The sequence below is a fragment of the Methylomonas sp. TEB genome (assembly GCF_047777895.1).
Lineage (GTDB): Bacteria > Pseudomonadota > Gammaproteobacteria > Methylococcales > Methylomonadaceae > Methylomonas.
Window position 1 is genome coordinate 2964441 of record NZ_CP180476.1, and the last position, 14132, is coordinate 2978572.

Consider the following 14132-nt stretch of genomic DNA (forward strand, 5'->3'; position numbering starts at 1 on the left):
GCTAAGGTAAACTACCCTGCTAAATTATGTTCATGTATTCCTACAAACGTTGCCGCCATGCTTGAAGACCGCACAGATCACACAAACGCTTTTAGCGAACCCAATGCACTTGCTTTATCCAAAAAAATTTTCGCGTCCACCGGTCTGAGCCTTATAGAAGTTATCGGTCAGGATGCCGCAAAACTGTTACAAGGCCAGCTGACTTGCAATATTAACGATTTATCGGCATCGCAAGCCAGTATAGCCGGATTCTGTAACGCCAAAGGCCGTGTTATCAGTACACTGTTGGTGGTTAAATCACCAGCGTCTTTTTTCCTGATACTGCCTACGGATTTGCTCGACACCGTGTTAAAAAAATTGCGGATGTACGTATTGCGTGCCGATGCAACATTGCAGGATCAAACTGGAAACATGCGTATTTTGGGCATATCGGGTTTTGCGCCTGAGATAGACGCTCCAACAGGCAATTTCGCTGTAGGGCAAATACCGTTAACGACCATTAAACTACCTGGCACCCCGCGTTATTTGACACTGGGTACACCTGATCAGATCGATGAATTTGCCGGATTACTCAGTAGCCGCTACGATTTCGAATCCGGCTGCCTGGACGAGTGGCGTTATCAAGACATCTCCACTGCCCTACCCTGGTTCGATATTAACCAATCGGAACAGCACATACCGCAGATGTTGGGTATTGACCAACTGGGCGGCATTAGTTTCAGTAAAGGCTGCTACACAGGCCAAGAAATCGTGGCCCGTAGCCACTATCTGGGCAAAGTTAAACGCGCGCTGTTTATCGCCGAGTGTCAGCCCTCAGCCAGCGGCGTGGTTAATGGCTGCAAGGTGTTGGACGGTATTTCTCAGCAAAGCATGGGCTGCGTATTGGCTAACGCGGTCTGGTCCGGAATAAACCGGGCGCTGGTGGTCTTGCAAATAGTTGATGGACTGCCAAAAAACCTTATACTTGAAGACGACTATCGGACGCCAATCGCGATAATTTCGGATCAATAGCGGAAATTCAATCCATGCAATTCAAATCTGTTCAAGACTTTTTAGTCCATGTGCAAGCGGAACTGGACGCCAACCGATTAATCCTGCCTACCTTACCGGATGTAGCCATCAAAGTCCGCGATGCTGTGAGTAAAGGCGATGCCACCGCGCAAAGCCTGGCCGAGATCATCGCAACCGACGCCGCTATTTCCGCCCGTTTGATACAAGTGGCCAACAGCCCCTTGTATCGCGGCACCATGGAAATCAAAAATATTCAAATGGCTGTTACCCGGCTCGGTAACAACACTATTCGCACCCTGATTACCAGCTTGATCATGCAGCAAATGTTCACGCCCACCACGGCGCTACTGGAAGGGTATTTTCGCAGCACCTGGGAGCAGGGTGTGAATGTCTCGGCGATCAGCCGGGCGTTGGCGGCATTCGTGCCGCATTTAAACGCCGATGAAGCGATGCTGGCCGGACTGATCCATCAAATCGGTAAATTACCGATACTGACGCTGGTCGAGAAAATCCCTGAATTCAGAGACAGCCCGTCGCGGCTGGATAAGTTATTGGAAAAAGCCCACCCACACGTTGGCAAACTGATCATGAACACCTGGAATTTCCCGGAAGAACTGAAGCTGGTGCCGTCCGAATATGTGGATTTTCAGCGCGACTCCGGAGCCAAGGCCGATTACGTCGATTTAGTGCAAGTCGCATTTTTGCAAAGCATCGCCGGCACCGATCATCCGGCCTGCCGCGTCGATTGGAACACCGTACCGGCCTTTGTTAAATTGGGCATCCAGCCCGATACCGAAATTTTGGAAATTGAAGGAGTCTCGGAAGAGATCGAACTCGCGCATTCAATGTTCCTTTGAGAATTAATAACACATGATAGACGCTCAAGACGCCGCCCGTTTTCGCCGCTTAGGCACCCTTACCATCTTTGCTGTGTATTTCGTAATTCTGGTCGGCGGCATCGTCCGCGCCTCAGGAGCCGGCATGGGCTGCCCGGATTGGCCCACCTGCTTCGGGCAATGGGTGCCACCGACTCACGAGTCGCAACTGCCTGCCAATTATCACGAAATTTATGCGGCGCGCGGCTATGAAAGCACCACCTTCAATCCGGTAAAAACCTGGACCGAATATACCAATCGTCTGGTCGGAGTGACGATTGGTTTTCTGATTTTTCTCACCGCCTGGACGTCGCGGGTTTATCTGAAAGCCGACAAAGCGATTTTTTATTTAGCGTTATCGGTATTTTTGCTGGTCGGATTTCAGGGCTGGCTGGGTTCGGCCGTGGTAGCGAGTAACTTAAAGCCCTTGATGATAACGCTGCACATGTTGTTGGCCTTATTTATCGTCGCGCTGCTAATCTACGCGATTGCCAGATCGCAAAAACCCCTACTGCAAGCCATCGATAGCCATTGGCTAACGCCACGTTTTGCTTTGGTTTTGAAAATTGCCATGGCAATGACCTTGCTGCAAGTGGCAATGGGCACCCAAGTCAGGGAAGCGGTCGATTACATTGCTCATGAGCACAGCTATATCGACAGGCAATATTGGCGCGATAGTTTTCCGATCATTTTTTATATTCACCGCTCTTTTTCATCAATCATTTTGTTCACCAACCTCTGGTTGGCTTGGAAAATTTATCAACAAGCCGACAAACAGAGCCTGCTGTTGCGCACTGCTTATCTTCTAGTGGGATTGATCGTTACCGCCATTTTGGCTGGCGTCAGCCTGGACAGACTGGGATTTCCCGCCGTCGCTCAACCGGTACATCTGTTGATGGCTAATCTGATTTTCGGCGCGCAATTTTTCATCTTTATTTGCTTAAATTACTCGTCTGGAAAAGCAAACTGAACAAGCCAGGATTTTACGGTAATTATCAATAAGTTAAGCAACATCAGACTAAGTTGCGATACAATGCCAGGCATAGCTAGCCCATGGCCGGCAACTCTCTTTTTTTCTACAGGTATTATTAATGTCCGACGCCCCTTCCTCCGCCACGCCTTCCTTTAAAGATTTATCGCTTTCAGACACCATTTTAAAAGCGCTGGAAAGTGTCGGTTACGAAACCCCTTCTCCGATTCAAGCACAGATTATTCCGTTCGTCATGGCAGGTCGCGACGTGTTGGGCCAAGCCCAAACCGGTACGGGTAAAACCGCTGCATTCGCCTTGCCGATTTTGTCGCGTATTAATCTCAATCAAAAAGACCCGCAAGCTTTGGTACTAGCCCCTACGCGCGAATTGGCGATACAGGTTGCCGAGGCTTTCCAAAGTTATGCCGCGCACATCAAAGGCTTTCACGTCTTGCCAATCTACGGCGGCCAGGATTACACCAGCCAGCTACGCCAATTGAATCGCGGTGCGCATGTCGTGGTGGGTACACCGGGACGGGTCATGGACCACATGCGTCGCGGCACGCTAAAACTGGATCAGCTTTCTACCCTGGTCCTGGACGAAGCCGACGAAATGTTACGGATGGGCTTTATCGATGACGTGGAATGGATTCTGGAACAAACCCCATCGACGCGCCAAACCGCGCTGTTCTCGGCCACCATGCCTACCGAAATTCGCAAAATTGCGCAGAAATACCTGAACAACCCCGAACAAGTCACCATCAAGGTTAAAACCGCCACCGCCGCCAATATTCGCCAACGCTACTGGTTTGTCAGCGGTGTGCACAAAATGGATGCGCTGACCCGTATTCTGGAAGCGGAAAACTTCGACGGCATGATTATCTTCGTCAGAACCAAAACCGCTACCATCGAAGTCGCGGAAAAATTGGAAGCACGTGGTTTTTCCGCCTCAGCCATCAATGGCGACATGTCGCAAGCCTTGCGCGAGCGGGCTATCGATAATCTGAAAAGCGGCAAACTGGATATTCTGATCGCCACGGACGTCGCCGCCCGCGGCCTGGACGTTGATCGTATTACCCATGTCGTCAACTATGACATCCCTTACGACACCGAATCTTATATCCATCGTATCGGCCGTACCGGTCGCGCCGGCCGCACCGGCGACGCGATTTTGTTTGTCTCGCCGCGCGAAAAACGCCTGCTAGCCAATATCGAGCAAGCCACGAAACAAAAAGTCGAAGAAATGCAATTGCCTTCCACCGACTTTATCAACAACGCGCGCATCAACCGTTTCAAACAGCGGATTACCGATACGCTGGCCGGCGAGGAACTCAGCTTTTACAACCAATTAATCAACCAATATCAGGTTGAGCATAATGTCCCGGCACTTGATATTGCGGCGGCGTTAGCCAAGTTATTGCAAGGCGATACGCCTTTGTTGATGAAAGAGCCCAGCAAAAAACCACGCAAAGACGCCGAGGAAAAAGGCCGTTCCGACCGCAATGATCGTAACGACCGCGGCCCAAGAAGGGAAAAAGGTCGCGTCGGCGCGGTAGAAATGGAAACCTTCCGCATCGAAGTAGGCCATGCCGACGGCGTGAAACCGGGCAATATCGTCGGGGCTATCGCCAACGAAACCGGTATAGACGGCGATCATATCGCCCGCATCAAAATCGAGGAGCACTACAGCACCGTAGAACTGCCCGCCGGCATGCCCAAAGACTTGTTCCAGGCCCTGAAAAAAGTCCGGGTAGTCGGTAAACCTTTGGATATTTCCAAATTCGACCCGGCTTTGGTGAAAAAAGACAAAAATAAAAAACGGGTCGGCTCACCATCAAGACGCGGCAAAAATAAAGACCAAGCCGAATAATAGTCCCCTTGGAATAGACTACAAAGGCTTAAGTTGGAAAACCTAAGCCTTTTTTATTGCCTTGCGGCTTGCAATGCCAAACTTGCGCCGTACACAAGTTCATCGAATTGCACCGGCTCTCTAAGACTGGACTATTTGAATGGAATAGTGAACTGCGGTTGGAATACTTTTTAGCACCAGCAACTCAAGCAACAATTAAATTCAGCAACACCGCTTGATACCATTCCATTTGCGCTGCGTTTCAGCCGCAAAAAATCCTTTTCGACTCAACGGCGGAAACTGCCCGGCGTGATGTTCTTGCCAATGCAGCAGATAACGCTCATAAGCGGCATCGCCGTTGAGGTGGCCCCAGAATGACCGCACACACCGTATCAATCTGCTCATAGGGGTCTCGATTAATCTTTACGCTGCGGTGCCAGCTTAACGCATTCGAACATCAGATCGTCGAATTCGTCCTCGCTGTGCTTGCTCGGGCTATATTGCAAACCGCATTCACGATCTTCGCGGATATGCTTGATGTTACCGTGTATCGACATCGCCACCCGCGACTCCGGCAGTATGATGGAAATCCGCAATTCCGCTTCGTCCACTGCTTGACCCAGAGGTTCTTTCAAGCGAATTTTTATGCCGCTGTAACTCATATCGACAACTTGGCCGTCAATGATGATCTCGCCGCCGGGCGGAGGCGGTTCGATAATGATGTGCGCCACGAGTCCTTCCGGGTTAAAACGTATTCTGCTACGGTTTTCATTCTCCACTGCAATGCTCCATATTTTGATCCTGAGAGTATAGGCAGAAACGCCGACACGGCAAAATTTATCTGACATCAATACTCTGCCGATTCGGCGCAGGTGTTCGCCAATAGCGTTGCCGCTTGGCTCGCTCGGCTTTCGGCTTAATTGTTTCGGGCCCACTACGCACCGAAATAGCGCCCTGTTCGGCCGTATTCAACCAAGCCATGCCAAGCTGGCTATAGCGTTCGATAACCTGGCGATGCGGAAAACCAAAACGGTTTTGATAACCGGCGGGAATCAAAATAAGCGTGGGATTAACTTTTTCAAGCAAAGCCAGGCTTGATGAAGTTTTGCTGCCATGGTGCGGTGCCAACAATACGTCGCTGGCAAGTTTGTCAGCGTACTCGCGCACCAACCAGTTTTCGGCTGTTTGTTCGATGTCGCCGGTCAGCAAAAAAACCTGCTGTGCGGAGCTTACTTGTAATACGCAGGAGTTATCGTTATCACCGTTGAATCCACTTTCCGGCGGGGACAGCATCATAAAAGTAACTTCATCCCAACGCCAGGTTTGTCCGGCCCGGCAATACTCGCCGTTTTCGCGTGCGGCCCATTCAGGCACGCTGCTAACAGCCTTGTCTACCGGCAATTCGGCAAATATTGACTCCGCGCCGCCACTGTGATCGTTATCGCCATGACTAATCACCAAACTATCGACCCGAGAGATACCCTGCTCGCGTAAAAACGGCAGAACCACTGAATCGCCCATGTCGGAATATTCCGAATAACGTGCGCCGGTATCAAACACCAGAGTATGTTCCGCAGTTTGCACCACGGCTGCTAATCCTTGGCCCACGTCCAAAACAGTCAACCAAGCTTCACCGGGTTTCGGTTTTTCAACATCAACCAATATTAACGGCAAAAACAGTAACGGACTTAAATACCGGCATGGAAAGCCCCTTGGCGCTAACAGCAGGAGCACGCCGATGGCCGCCAAGCCAATCGCATACCACGGCGGAGGGAGGCAATAGATGCTGGCTAATGGTAGTTCGGCCATATGCGAAAGCACCCACCACAAGCCTTGCAACACATAATCCAGAACTTGCAGCAACAGCGCCCCGAACGCCGGCCAGATAAACAGTAACACTACCGCCAACAAAGCCGGCGGCACGATCAATATACCGATAACCGGCACCGCCAACCAATTGGCGACAGGCGATATCAACGATACCTGCTGAAAAAACACGACCAATAAGGGCGACAAGCCCACGGCCGTGGCCAATTGCGCGGCGCCGGCTTCGCGCCAATACGAAGGTCTGCCCAATCGGCCCGCCGACACGTAAATCAATAATGCCACCGCCACGAATGACAGCCAAAAGCCGACCGATAGCACCGCCAACGGATCGAACAGCAAGACAGCCAGCAACGCCAGCAATAAAACTCGCATCGGCGCGGTGTTACGCTGCCAAGCGATTGCTGCCAACGCCACGCTGAGCATCACCACCGCACGTAGAGTGGGCACCGAATAGCCCGCCAAACCGGCGTAAAACAGCGCAGCCAGCCAAGCGCACAATGCGGCGGCCCGTTGCGGCGAAATGCTTAATATCCCGGTCCAAGCCCACAGCCGTCTGCTCCAAAGGTAAATCAGGCCGGCAATCAGACTAATATGCGAACCGGAAATCACGATCTGTTATCTATTAAAACGTATAATCGTATAATCCCTGAAAACAACAAATTTCAAAGGTATTCCAATGCCTAAAGCGTTTTCATACATCCGATTTTCAAGTACCAAACAACAGACGGGAGACTCCGTTGCCCGTCAAGTCAGGCTATCGGAGGAATATGCAGCAAAAAATGGATTAGAGCTGGACGCTGATTTAAATATGCGTGACCTGGGGATATCAGCCTATGATCGCTCGAACCTCGAGAAAGGCGCTCTAGGGCATTTTCTTCGTCTTGTCGAGGAAAAACGAATCCCGGTAGGATCTTACCTTTTGGTTGAAAGTCTTGATCGCTTGTCCCGCGATAAAGTCATGGATGCGCTTTCAATTTTTACAGCAATATTGCGCGCCGGAATTGTGATCGTCACTCTTTCAGATAACCAAGTCTATAGCTACGAAAAAGCCAATGACAATTGGGCAAGTCTGATTGTTTCAATTGCGATCATGAGCCGAGCGAATGAAGAATCAGCGGTTAAAAGCCAACGTGTACGTTCGTCCTGGGATGCAAAAAGACTAAATGCATCTCAAAAACGACTTACAAGACGCTGCCCCTACTGGTTGAAACCAACCGATGAAAAATCGGGCTTTGAGTTTATTCCTGAAAGGTTGGAAGTTGTGAAGCGCATTTTCCAAATGTCACTTGATGGCATAGGAGTAGCGACCATCGTAAAAACTTTTAATCAAGAGGGAGTGCCAACCTTCTCAAAAAAAGCTAGCGGCTGGCAAAACTCGTACATCATGAAGGTTCTTCACAGTCCTGCTATTTACGGGGACATCCATCTGCAATTACAACGGGATGGAGAGACTACTCCGTACAAAGTAATCCACGATTACTATCCTAAGGTCATGACAAAGGAAGAGTGGCTTCTTGTTGCTTCAGCCCGTGCATCCAGAAGAACCCAAGGCGGAGTAAAGAAAGGTAAAGTTTTAAGTAACCTTTTTTCAGGCCTGTTGCGATGCGGTTACTGTGGAGGCCCAATGAATATGGGTGGTTATCGCGAGGACCGGAAAGGCAAACACAAGCGATTAAAATACATTTTCTGCAGTAAGGCTCGACGAGGCCTTGGTTGTCGTTTCATTCAATGGACTTACCCGGACTTTGAAGCCATGGTTCTGCGTTTTTGCAAAGAAATCGATTTTGCCCAGGTAATAGGCATACAACAAACCTCTGACGACGAAATCAATAGAGCAAAACTTCGCCTTGAAGAAATCAAGCTTGAAACGATAGACATCCAACAACGCAATGAAACGCTGCTCAATATTCTTGAAAGAGCTGGTGATGGCTCGACTCTTGAAACCCTTCTTGCTCGAATGAGGACTAACGAAAACATGCTTTCAGCTTTAGAAAGCGAGAAAAAACAAATCGAAATAGAGGTCATCCGACTTACTAATTCGCGAGTTGATGCTGCCGTGCAGCAGAATCTAATCCTTGAGCTAATGGAGCGACTGGAAAAACTAGAAGGCAACGATCTGCACTTGCTTAGAATCCGTCTATCAGAAGCCATCAAACGGGTCATTGCTCGGATCAATACATTTCCTGGAGGGAAATGGTTTTCTGAGGAAGCCATTAGCGAAATTAAGAACGATCTGATTCAGCATTACGATCATGCGCAGATAGAGGAAATTCTGGCCACACTGAATAGAGCCCCGAACAAGAAAGATCGAAGTATGTTGATTGTTTTCAAGAATGGTGTGCATAGACAGGTTTCATCTTCTGGCAAAGTATACGAGCAAGAAACCTCACCTCCGTTTAAAAGCGGACAAGCGACATCCCTTGAGAGATGGATTCTCAGAGGGTTCAGATGTACCCCTATGCCTAACAAGCCAATCGAGTAATTTGCCAGATTGGATCTCAACCGAAGAAGCAAAACCTATCCGTTGCTGTCTATCGCCTAATCTGATTCAATATCAGCAAGACAGTGTTTATTTTCAGGTAGATATGCTGTTAACAGCTTATTAACAGTTGGGTGCCATCTTAAGGAGCGTATGTGAGCCTTCTTCATGAAATACAAGCCGCAGTGCTACAGGACGGATCAGACCTTGGGCCAATTCTTCTTCGGCTTCGACTCTTGGCGGCCCGCATAGGAAGTCAGCCACTCGCAGACTGGGTGCGACATGAATCTGAAGGCTACCCACAGGATGCAGAACTCCCAGACTATCGATTCATCCCGGTTAGCTATACAGCCTGCTTCTCAGGACCATTTGGGTCTGGAATCAATAACGCTCCTATTTCTCCTTACTTGATCAAGAAATTCGCTGGAGAGCATTGGGTAAAGCATGAGATGCGGGAAAGCATTGCTGCCGTAGACGATTTGCTCGCAACCGCCGAGGGTGGCGGCCATCTAGGAATCAATGCCGCCGACCTTATCCTTCTTCTACAGGGCAAGGTGTATGCGGACTACGCATGTAACTCGGTCACAGGCAGTATCGCCCGGTCATCGCTTGCAGCTATTCGCCATGCGGTGCGTAGCCGTGTTCTGGAACTCACACTAGAACTCGAGAAATCAATACCTGATGCCTCAGCGATCACGATCGGCCCTGCCACTTTGCCATCAGCGCCTAGTTCTGCAGTTGCCACACAGATTGCGCAGCAGATCATCTATGGGAACTTCACTTCAATTGCAGCCACTGGTGATGGAGCTACCATTCAAGTAGCTGTAGTACCGCATGATGCAAATAGCCTTGCGCAATTCCTTGCCGGTGCGGGCATGGGGCAAGAGGATGCCCAAGAACTAGCGCGTCTCGCAGAAACTGAGAAGCCAGACAGCAGTGCCGAACCAATGGGACCTCGCGTTCGTGCTTGGTTTGTTGAGAATCTTAAAAAGGCTGCTACAGGGACTTGGAAGATGGGTGTTGCAGTTGCCACCGATGTTATTAAAGAGGCGCTGCTCAAGTATTACGGCCTCAAATAGCAATGATTAGTAAATCCCTATGAGCGCCTCATCTATCAAATGCTCAACCCATCATTCCACCAAACCTGTGGGAAAAGCCACGCAGACAGGTGATTTTAATCGCTAGACATCACAGGAGACTTTGATGACTTCGGAAGAAAAATACAAAGAATCGTTCGGTCTCGGCAGGACTCCAGATCCAAAGAAAACCGATAGTGCACTACAGCACGCCCTCGATATCAGAAAATTTGAAATTTCCCTGTATTGGCAACGCGCCACATATTTCTGGACGCTCATTGCAGCCACGTTCGCAGGGTATTTCGCTGTGTTATCTGCCGAGCACATGAAAGACAAGGAATTCAATGCTTATGTACTCTCTTGTGTGGGCTTGATCTTCTCTCTTGCTTGGTTTCTTACAAACAGAGGGAGCAAGTACTGGCAAGAGAACTGGGAAAACCACGTTGACATGCTTGAGGATGGAACTACCGGCCCGCTATATAAGACCGTTCTTCACAGGCCAAAAGCGAAGGGCATTCTTTCTGTAATTGAAGGACCTGCACCATTCTCTGTTTCGCAGATCAATCAATGGGTAAGCCTGTTTACTGTTGCCGTATGGCTACCGCTGATAGCAACCGTATTGCCCGAGTTTGACTTGAAATCCGATGTTTCCTGGAAACATGCAGTCATCGGCACCATCACATTGGTAGCAGTTGCTATGATGCTATTCCGAACAAGATCAAACATCGTCGGAGGGTATAAACATACAAGGTCAGTGAAACGCACTTCAGTCATAGACGATTGACTTCTAACATGGCGACAAACTAGCTGGTCTCTGGACGTTGAGAGGAAAATCACCGCAGCGCCCGTTAACTCTACGTTAAACGAGCATTTCATACGTTAACTAGCCATTCAAAATTAACCACGATGGACAGCAATTCGTTGGCAATTGCCAACCAGCATCTATAGAGCTAGCAGATTCGAAATGATATTCAAAAATCACTCTGGAATCCTACGTTATCAGCTTATTGAGCTGATAGCCGAAAACCAAAACTCGCTACGATATCTATATAATCTTTTGATTTACATAAATATTTTTAGCCTTCTCCCTCAGTCTATAATCGTTGTTACTGTAGTGTGGTGACAATTCTGGATACGGACAACTTCAGACTTAGCTAAAAATCAGAGAATGATTATGTAACCCGCCAAGCACTCCAATAAAAAAATTCGGTCAGATTTTGTATGCACTGAATTAACCAAAATTCACCACAAAACCCCGCACAACCGGCCCGCGCAAATCTGCGCCCAGCCTGTCTTGACCGGCCCTGTTACGAATACAACTAATGATCCGCTCCCCGCAACATCTCCGCCATGTCCCGGTTTGCAGTGACGGCCTGCTGGTAAAGATCAATCACTTCTTGGTTGTGCGCTTTAAGATCATTTGCGTGTCTACCATAAACGTAACGCTGCGACTCAAATTGGCTGAGATATTCTTTATGTTCCTCAATCTTGGTCTGTAATTCATTTGCCTCGTCTTGGAAGTGTTTAGCTAATGCCTCATGCTGTATAGTCAGGTCAGTATCCAGGGCATGAGGCTCCATGAAGCTACAAGCAGATAATAAGGATTCAGCTAAAACTAAAAGAATCAGTGATTTTAATTTCATGGTTATCTCTAAAGGTATCTCGAAAAGGTAATGTCTAGGCGCTTTGGCGATGTTAAAGCGACCTTTATTAAATTCAGGCCACTAAAAGGCCGTATTTTTGTGATGAAGTAATCTCAATCCGTTGGCTACTACCAATAGGGAAGCGCCCATATCAGCTGCTATGGCTTCCCATAAGGTCGCCACACCGGCAAAAGCTAAGATTGCAAAAGCGGCCTTGATCGTCAGCGCAAAAGCGATATTCTGTCGAATAATCGCCAAGGTTCTTTTGGAATGCCCAATCAGCCAAGGCAGTTTGGAAAGATCATCACCCATCAGCGCAATATCGGCTATTTCGATGGCCGCATCCGACCCTAATACCCCCATGGCAATCCCCAGGTTGGCCCGGCCCAGCGCCGGCGCATCGTTGACACCATCGCCGACCATCGCTACCTGTCCGTATGTCTCGACCATTTGACTGACGATCTCCACTTTATCGGCGGGCAATAATTCGGCGAGTACCTCATCGATGCCAATTTGGGTCGCGATGTTATTGGCCGTCACCCGATTGTCACCGGTCAACATGGCTAAATGTTGGATTCCATTTTGTCTCAGCGCTTGCAAAATCGATTTGATTTCAGCGCGAGGCTGGTCGGCAACGGCAATGAGGCCGCAGATATGCCGATCATTGCCAATGGCAATTACGGTTTGCCCTGTTTGTTCAAGAGCAATCGCTTTTTCACTGATTTCCGGGATTTCCTGACTACGTTCCAATAAATAGCGGCGTGATCCCAGCCAGAAATCAGTGCCATTAAATAGTCCGGTGACACCTTTACCCGGTAGAACCATCACATTCTCTGCGCTGGCTACGTTGATGCAGCGTTGTTCCGTATAGCGTAAAATGGCTTTGGCCAACGGATGATTGCTTCGTGCTTCCAGTGCGGCAGCACGGCTTAACAACTCTTCTTCGTTATGCCCATTAAAAGGATAAACCCCCGTGACGATGGGTTCACCAGAGGTCAGGGTGCCGGTTTTATCAAAGGCAATCGCATTAAGATGGGCGGGTGTTTCAATATAAATGCCACCTTTGATCAGAATGCCTTGGCGAGCTGCACATGCCAGTGCCGCGACAATACTGACCGGTGTCGAAATGACTAAAGCACAGGGACAGGCAATGACTAGCAACACCAAGGCGTGATAAAACCATTCGCTCCAAACGCCTTGGAAAAACAAGGGCGGAATGACGCACATCGTCAACGCCACCAGCATCACTGCCGGGGTATAAATTCGCGCAAATTTCTCCACCCATTGCTCGACCTCGGCTCGCTTACCATGGGCTTCGCCGACCAAACGGGTAATCTGCGCCAAGGTGGTATCCGAAACCAGCTTGGTGGATCGGATTTCCAAGGTTCCTTCAACATTAATGCTTCCGGCAAACACTTCGTCACCCACTTGCTTAGCCACCGGCATGCTTTCACCGGTAATCGGTGCCTGGTTGACTGAACTGAAACCGGCAATTACATTACCATCCAGTGGGATTTTAGCGCCAGGCGCTAATATGAAACGGGTACCTATACTGACTTCTGCGGCAGGTACCGCACATTCCTGACCGGTTTCATCCTTGATCGTCACCGTCGAGGGGGCTAAATCCAGCAAGGCTTCTACAGCATGCCGGGCGCGGCCAATACTCCAGCTCTCAATCGCCAGAGACAGCGCGAACAGAAAACTGACCGTTGCCGCCTCAAACCATTCATCAATGAACATCGCACCGATAACCGCAATCGTCATCAGCAAGTTCATATCCGCCCGTAAGCGTTTCAAGGCATAAAACGCCTTAACTATCACATGCCGAGCACCGCAAGCCACCGCTAAACCAAAGGCTATTTTTTCAGGCAATGGCATCGCCTGCTGAGCATGTGCATTCAGTAAGCTATGCAAATAGTGAGTGACCACGTCCCATTGCAGTGTGCCGTTTTTTGCCGAGCTGAATACGGTTTGAATATCCACAAAGCCGCCGGCTATGGCGATATGAATCAGCATGCCAGCCATGATAAATAAACCGCTAAGCACGGTATAAACGGTCTTCGAACGGTGAAGTTGTTTTGCATCGGCATCGGTTTGACCGGACTGCCAACGAGCCGCCTGCATGCCCGTTGCCGCTACCGCTTTGATGATGTTTTTTTCTGCAACAGGCTTGGCATCAGGCAAAAGCGTCATGCGTCCGTTTAATACATCAAAAGTCAACTTGTCACTGCCCCCCACTAACGGGCCTATCGCGCTCTTTAATGTGGCAACTTCTTCAGCGCAATCCAGTCCCTCGATCTTGAACGTGGTACCTGAGGAAGGTTGTGGCGTCGGCAGTTCGCTATCCGGTTTTTCGCCAGGACAGCAACAGGATTTTTCTGATTGATTGCATGAACTCATTT

General features: G+C 49.3%; 12 protein-coding genes. 7 read left to right on the forward strand and 5 right to left on the reverse strand.

Annotated features, from left to right (window positions below):
• Positions 1-57: 57 nt before the first annotated feature.
• The 4 genes from ACMXD4_RS13285 (at position 58) to ACMXD4_RS13300 (ending at position 4726) form a co-directional block, all read left to right on the forward strand.
• Positions 58-1011, forward strand: coding sequence for a YgfZ/GcvT domain-containing protein (locus ACMXD4_RS13285; protein WP_171695052.1), 954 nt, complete (start codon positions 58-60; stop codon positions 1009-1011).
• 14 nt (positions 1012-1025) lie between these two features.
• Positions 1026-1868, forward strand: coding sequence for an HDOD domain-containing protein (locus tag ACMXD4_RS13290; RefSeq protein ID WP_171695051.1), 843 nt, complete (start codon positions 1026-1028; stop codon positions 1866-1868).
• Positions 1869-1881: 13 nt separating this feature from the next.
• Positions 1882-2856, forward strand: coding sequence for a COX15/CtaA family protein (locus tag ACMXD4_RS13295; RefSeq protein ID WP_171695050.1), 975 nt, complete (start codon positions 1882-1884; stop codon positions 2854-2856).
• A 121-nt stretch (positions 2857-2977) separates the two neighbouring features.
• The gene (locus ACMXD4_RS13300; protein WP_415878388.1) at positions 2978-4726 is read left to right on the forward strand and encodes a DEAD/DEAH box helicase; all 1749 of its coding nucleotides are present in this window, start codon (positions 2978-2980) and stop codon (positions 4724-4726) included.
• A gap of 201 nt (positions 4727-4927) precedes the next feature.
• On the opposite strand, the gene ACMXD4_RS13305 is transcribed toward ACMXD4_RS13300, so the two are convergent.
• The 3 genes from ACMXD4_RS13305 to ACMXD4_RS13315 form a co-directional block, all read right to left on the reverse strand.
• Positions 4928-5110, reverse strand: coding sequence for a YbdD/YjiX family protein (locus ACMXD4_RS13305; protein WP_415878389.1), 183 nt, complete (start codon positions 5108-5110; stop codon positions 4928-4930).
• 11 nt (positions 5111-5121) lie between these two features.
• Entirely contained in the window at positions 5122-5436 is a 315-nt protein-coding gene (locus ACMXD4_RS13310) for a PilZ domain-containing protein (RefSeq protein ID WP_240348293.1), read from the reverse strand.
• Between the two features lie 106 nt (positions 5437-5542).
• The gene (locus tag ACMXD4_RS13315) at positions 5543-7141 is read right to left on the reverse strand and encodes a DNA internalization-related competence protein ComEC/Rec2 (RefSeq protein ID WP_415878390.1); all 1599 of its coding nucleotides are present in this window, start codon (positions 7139-7141) and stop codon (positions 5543-5545) included.
• Positions 7142-7208: 67 nt separating this feature from the next.
• On the opposite strand from ACMXD4_RS13315, the gene ACMXD4_RS13320 reads away from it, so the two are divergent.
• From ACMXD4_RS13320 to ACMXD4_RS13330, 3 genes are all read left to right on the forward strand, one after another.
• Positions 7209-9014 (forward strand): recombinase family protein, encoded by a 1806-nt coding sequence (locus ACMXD4_RS13320; protein ID WP_415878391.1) that lies wholly within the window; start codon positions 7209-7211, stop codon positions 9012-9014.
• A gap of 152 nt (positions 9015-9166) precedes the next feature.
• Positions 9167-10090: a hypothetical protein gene (locus ACMXD4_RS13325; protein WP_415878392.1), complete on the forward strand. Its 924-nt coding sequence runs from the start codon at positions 9167-9169 to the stop codon at positions 10088-10090.
• A 124-nt stretch (positions 10091-10214) separates the two neighbouring features.
• A complete protein-coding gene (locus ACMXD4_RS13330; RefSeq protein WP_415878393.1) occupies positions 10215-10871 on the forward strand; it encodes a hypothetical protein in 657 nt (218 codons plus the stop codon).
• Positions 10872-11406: 535 nt separating this feature from the next.
• Here the strand turns inward: ACMXD4_RS13330 and ACMXD4_RS13335 are convergent.
• Positions 11407-11730 carry a hypothetical protein gene (locus tag ACMXD4_RS13335; RefSeq protein WP_415878394.1) on the reverse strand — a complete coding sequence of 108 codons (324 nt, stop codon included), beginning with the start codon at positions 11728-11730 and terminating at the stop codon, positions 11407-11409.
• Positions 11731-11811: 81 nt separating this feature from the next.
• Positions 11812-14130 carry a heavy metal translocating P-type ATPase gene (locus ACMXD4_RS13340; protein ID WP_415878395.1) on the reverse strand — a complete coding sequence of 773 codons (2319 nt, stop codon included), beginning with the start codon at positions 14128-14130 and terminating at the stop codon, positions 11812-11814.
• Positions 14131-14132: the final 2 nt, after the last annotated feature.

What these genes read in the sequence shown, in the direction of transcription:
- ACMXD4_RS13285 (WP_171695052.1), top strand. Translation starts at nt 58, where the DNA reads ATGCTTGAAGACCGCACAGATCACACAAACGCTTTTAGCGAACCCAAT.
- ACMXD4_RS13290 (WP_171695051.1), top strand. Translation starts at nt 1,026, where the DNA reads ATGCAATTCAAATCTGTTCAAGACTTTTTAGTCCATGTGCAAGCGGAA.
- ACMXD4_RS13295 (WP_171695050.1), top strand. Translation starts at nt 1,882, where the DNA reads ATGATAGACGCTCAAGACGCCGCCCGTTTTCGCCGCTTAGGCACCCTT.
- ACMXD4_RS13300 (WP_415878388.1), top strand. Translation starts at nt 2,978, where the DNA reads ATGTCCGACGCCCCTTCCTCCGCCACGCCTTCCTTTAAAGATTTATCG.
- ACMXD4_RS13305 (WP_415878389.1), bottom strand. Translation starts at nt 5,110, where the DNA reads ATGAGCAGATTGATACGGTGTGTGCGGTCATTCTGGGGCCACCTCAAC.
- ACMXD4_RS13320 (WP_415878391.1), top strand. Translation starts at nt 7,209, where the DNA reads ATGCCTAAAGCGTTTTCATACATCCGATTTTCAAGTACCAAACAACAG.
- ACMXD4_RS13330 (WP_415878393.1), top strand. Translation starts at nt 10,215, where the DNA reads ATGACTTCGGAAGAAAAATACAAAGAATCGTTCGGTCTCGGCAGGACT.
- ACMXD4_RS13335 (WP_415878394.1), bottom strand. Translation starts at nt 11,730, where the DNA reads ATGAAATTAAAATCACTGATTCTTTTAGTTTTAGCTGAATCCTTATTA.
- ACMXD4_RS13340 (WP_415878395.1), bottom strand. Translation starts at nt 14,130, where the DNA reads ATGAGTTCATGCAATCAATCAGAAAAATCCTGTTGCTGTCCTGGCGAA.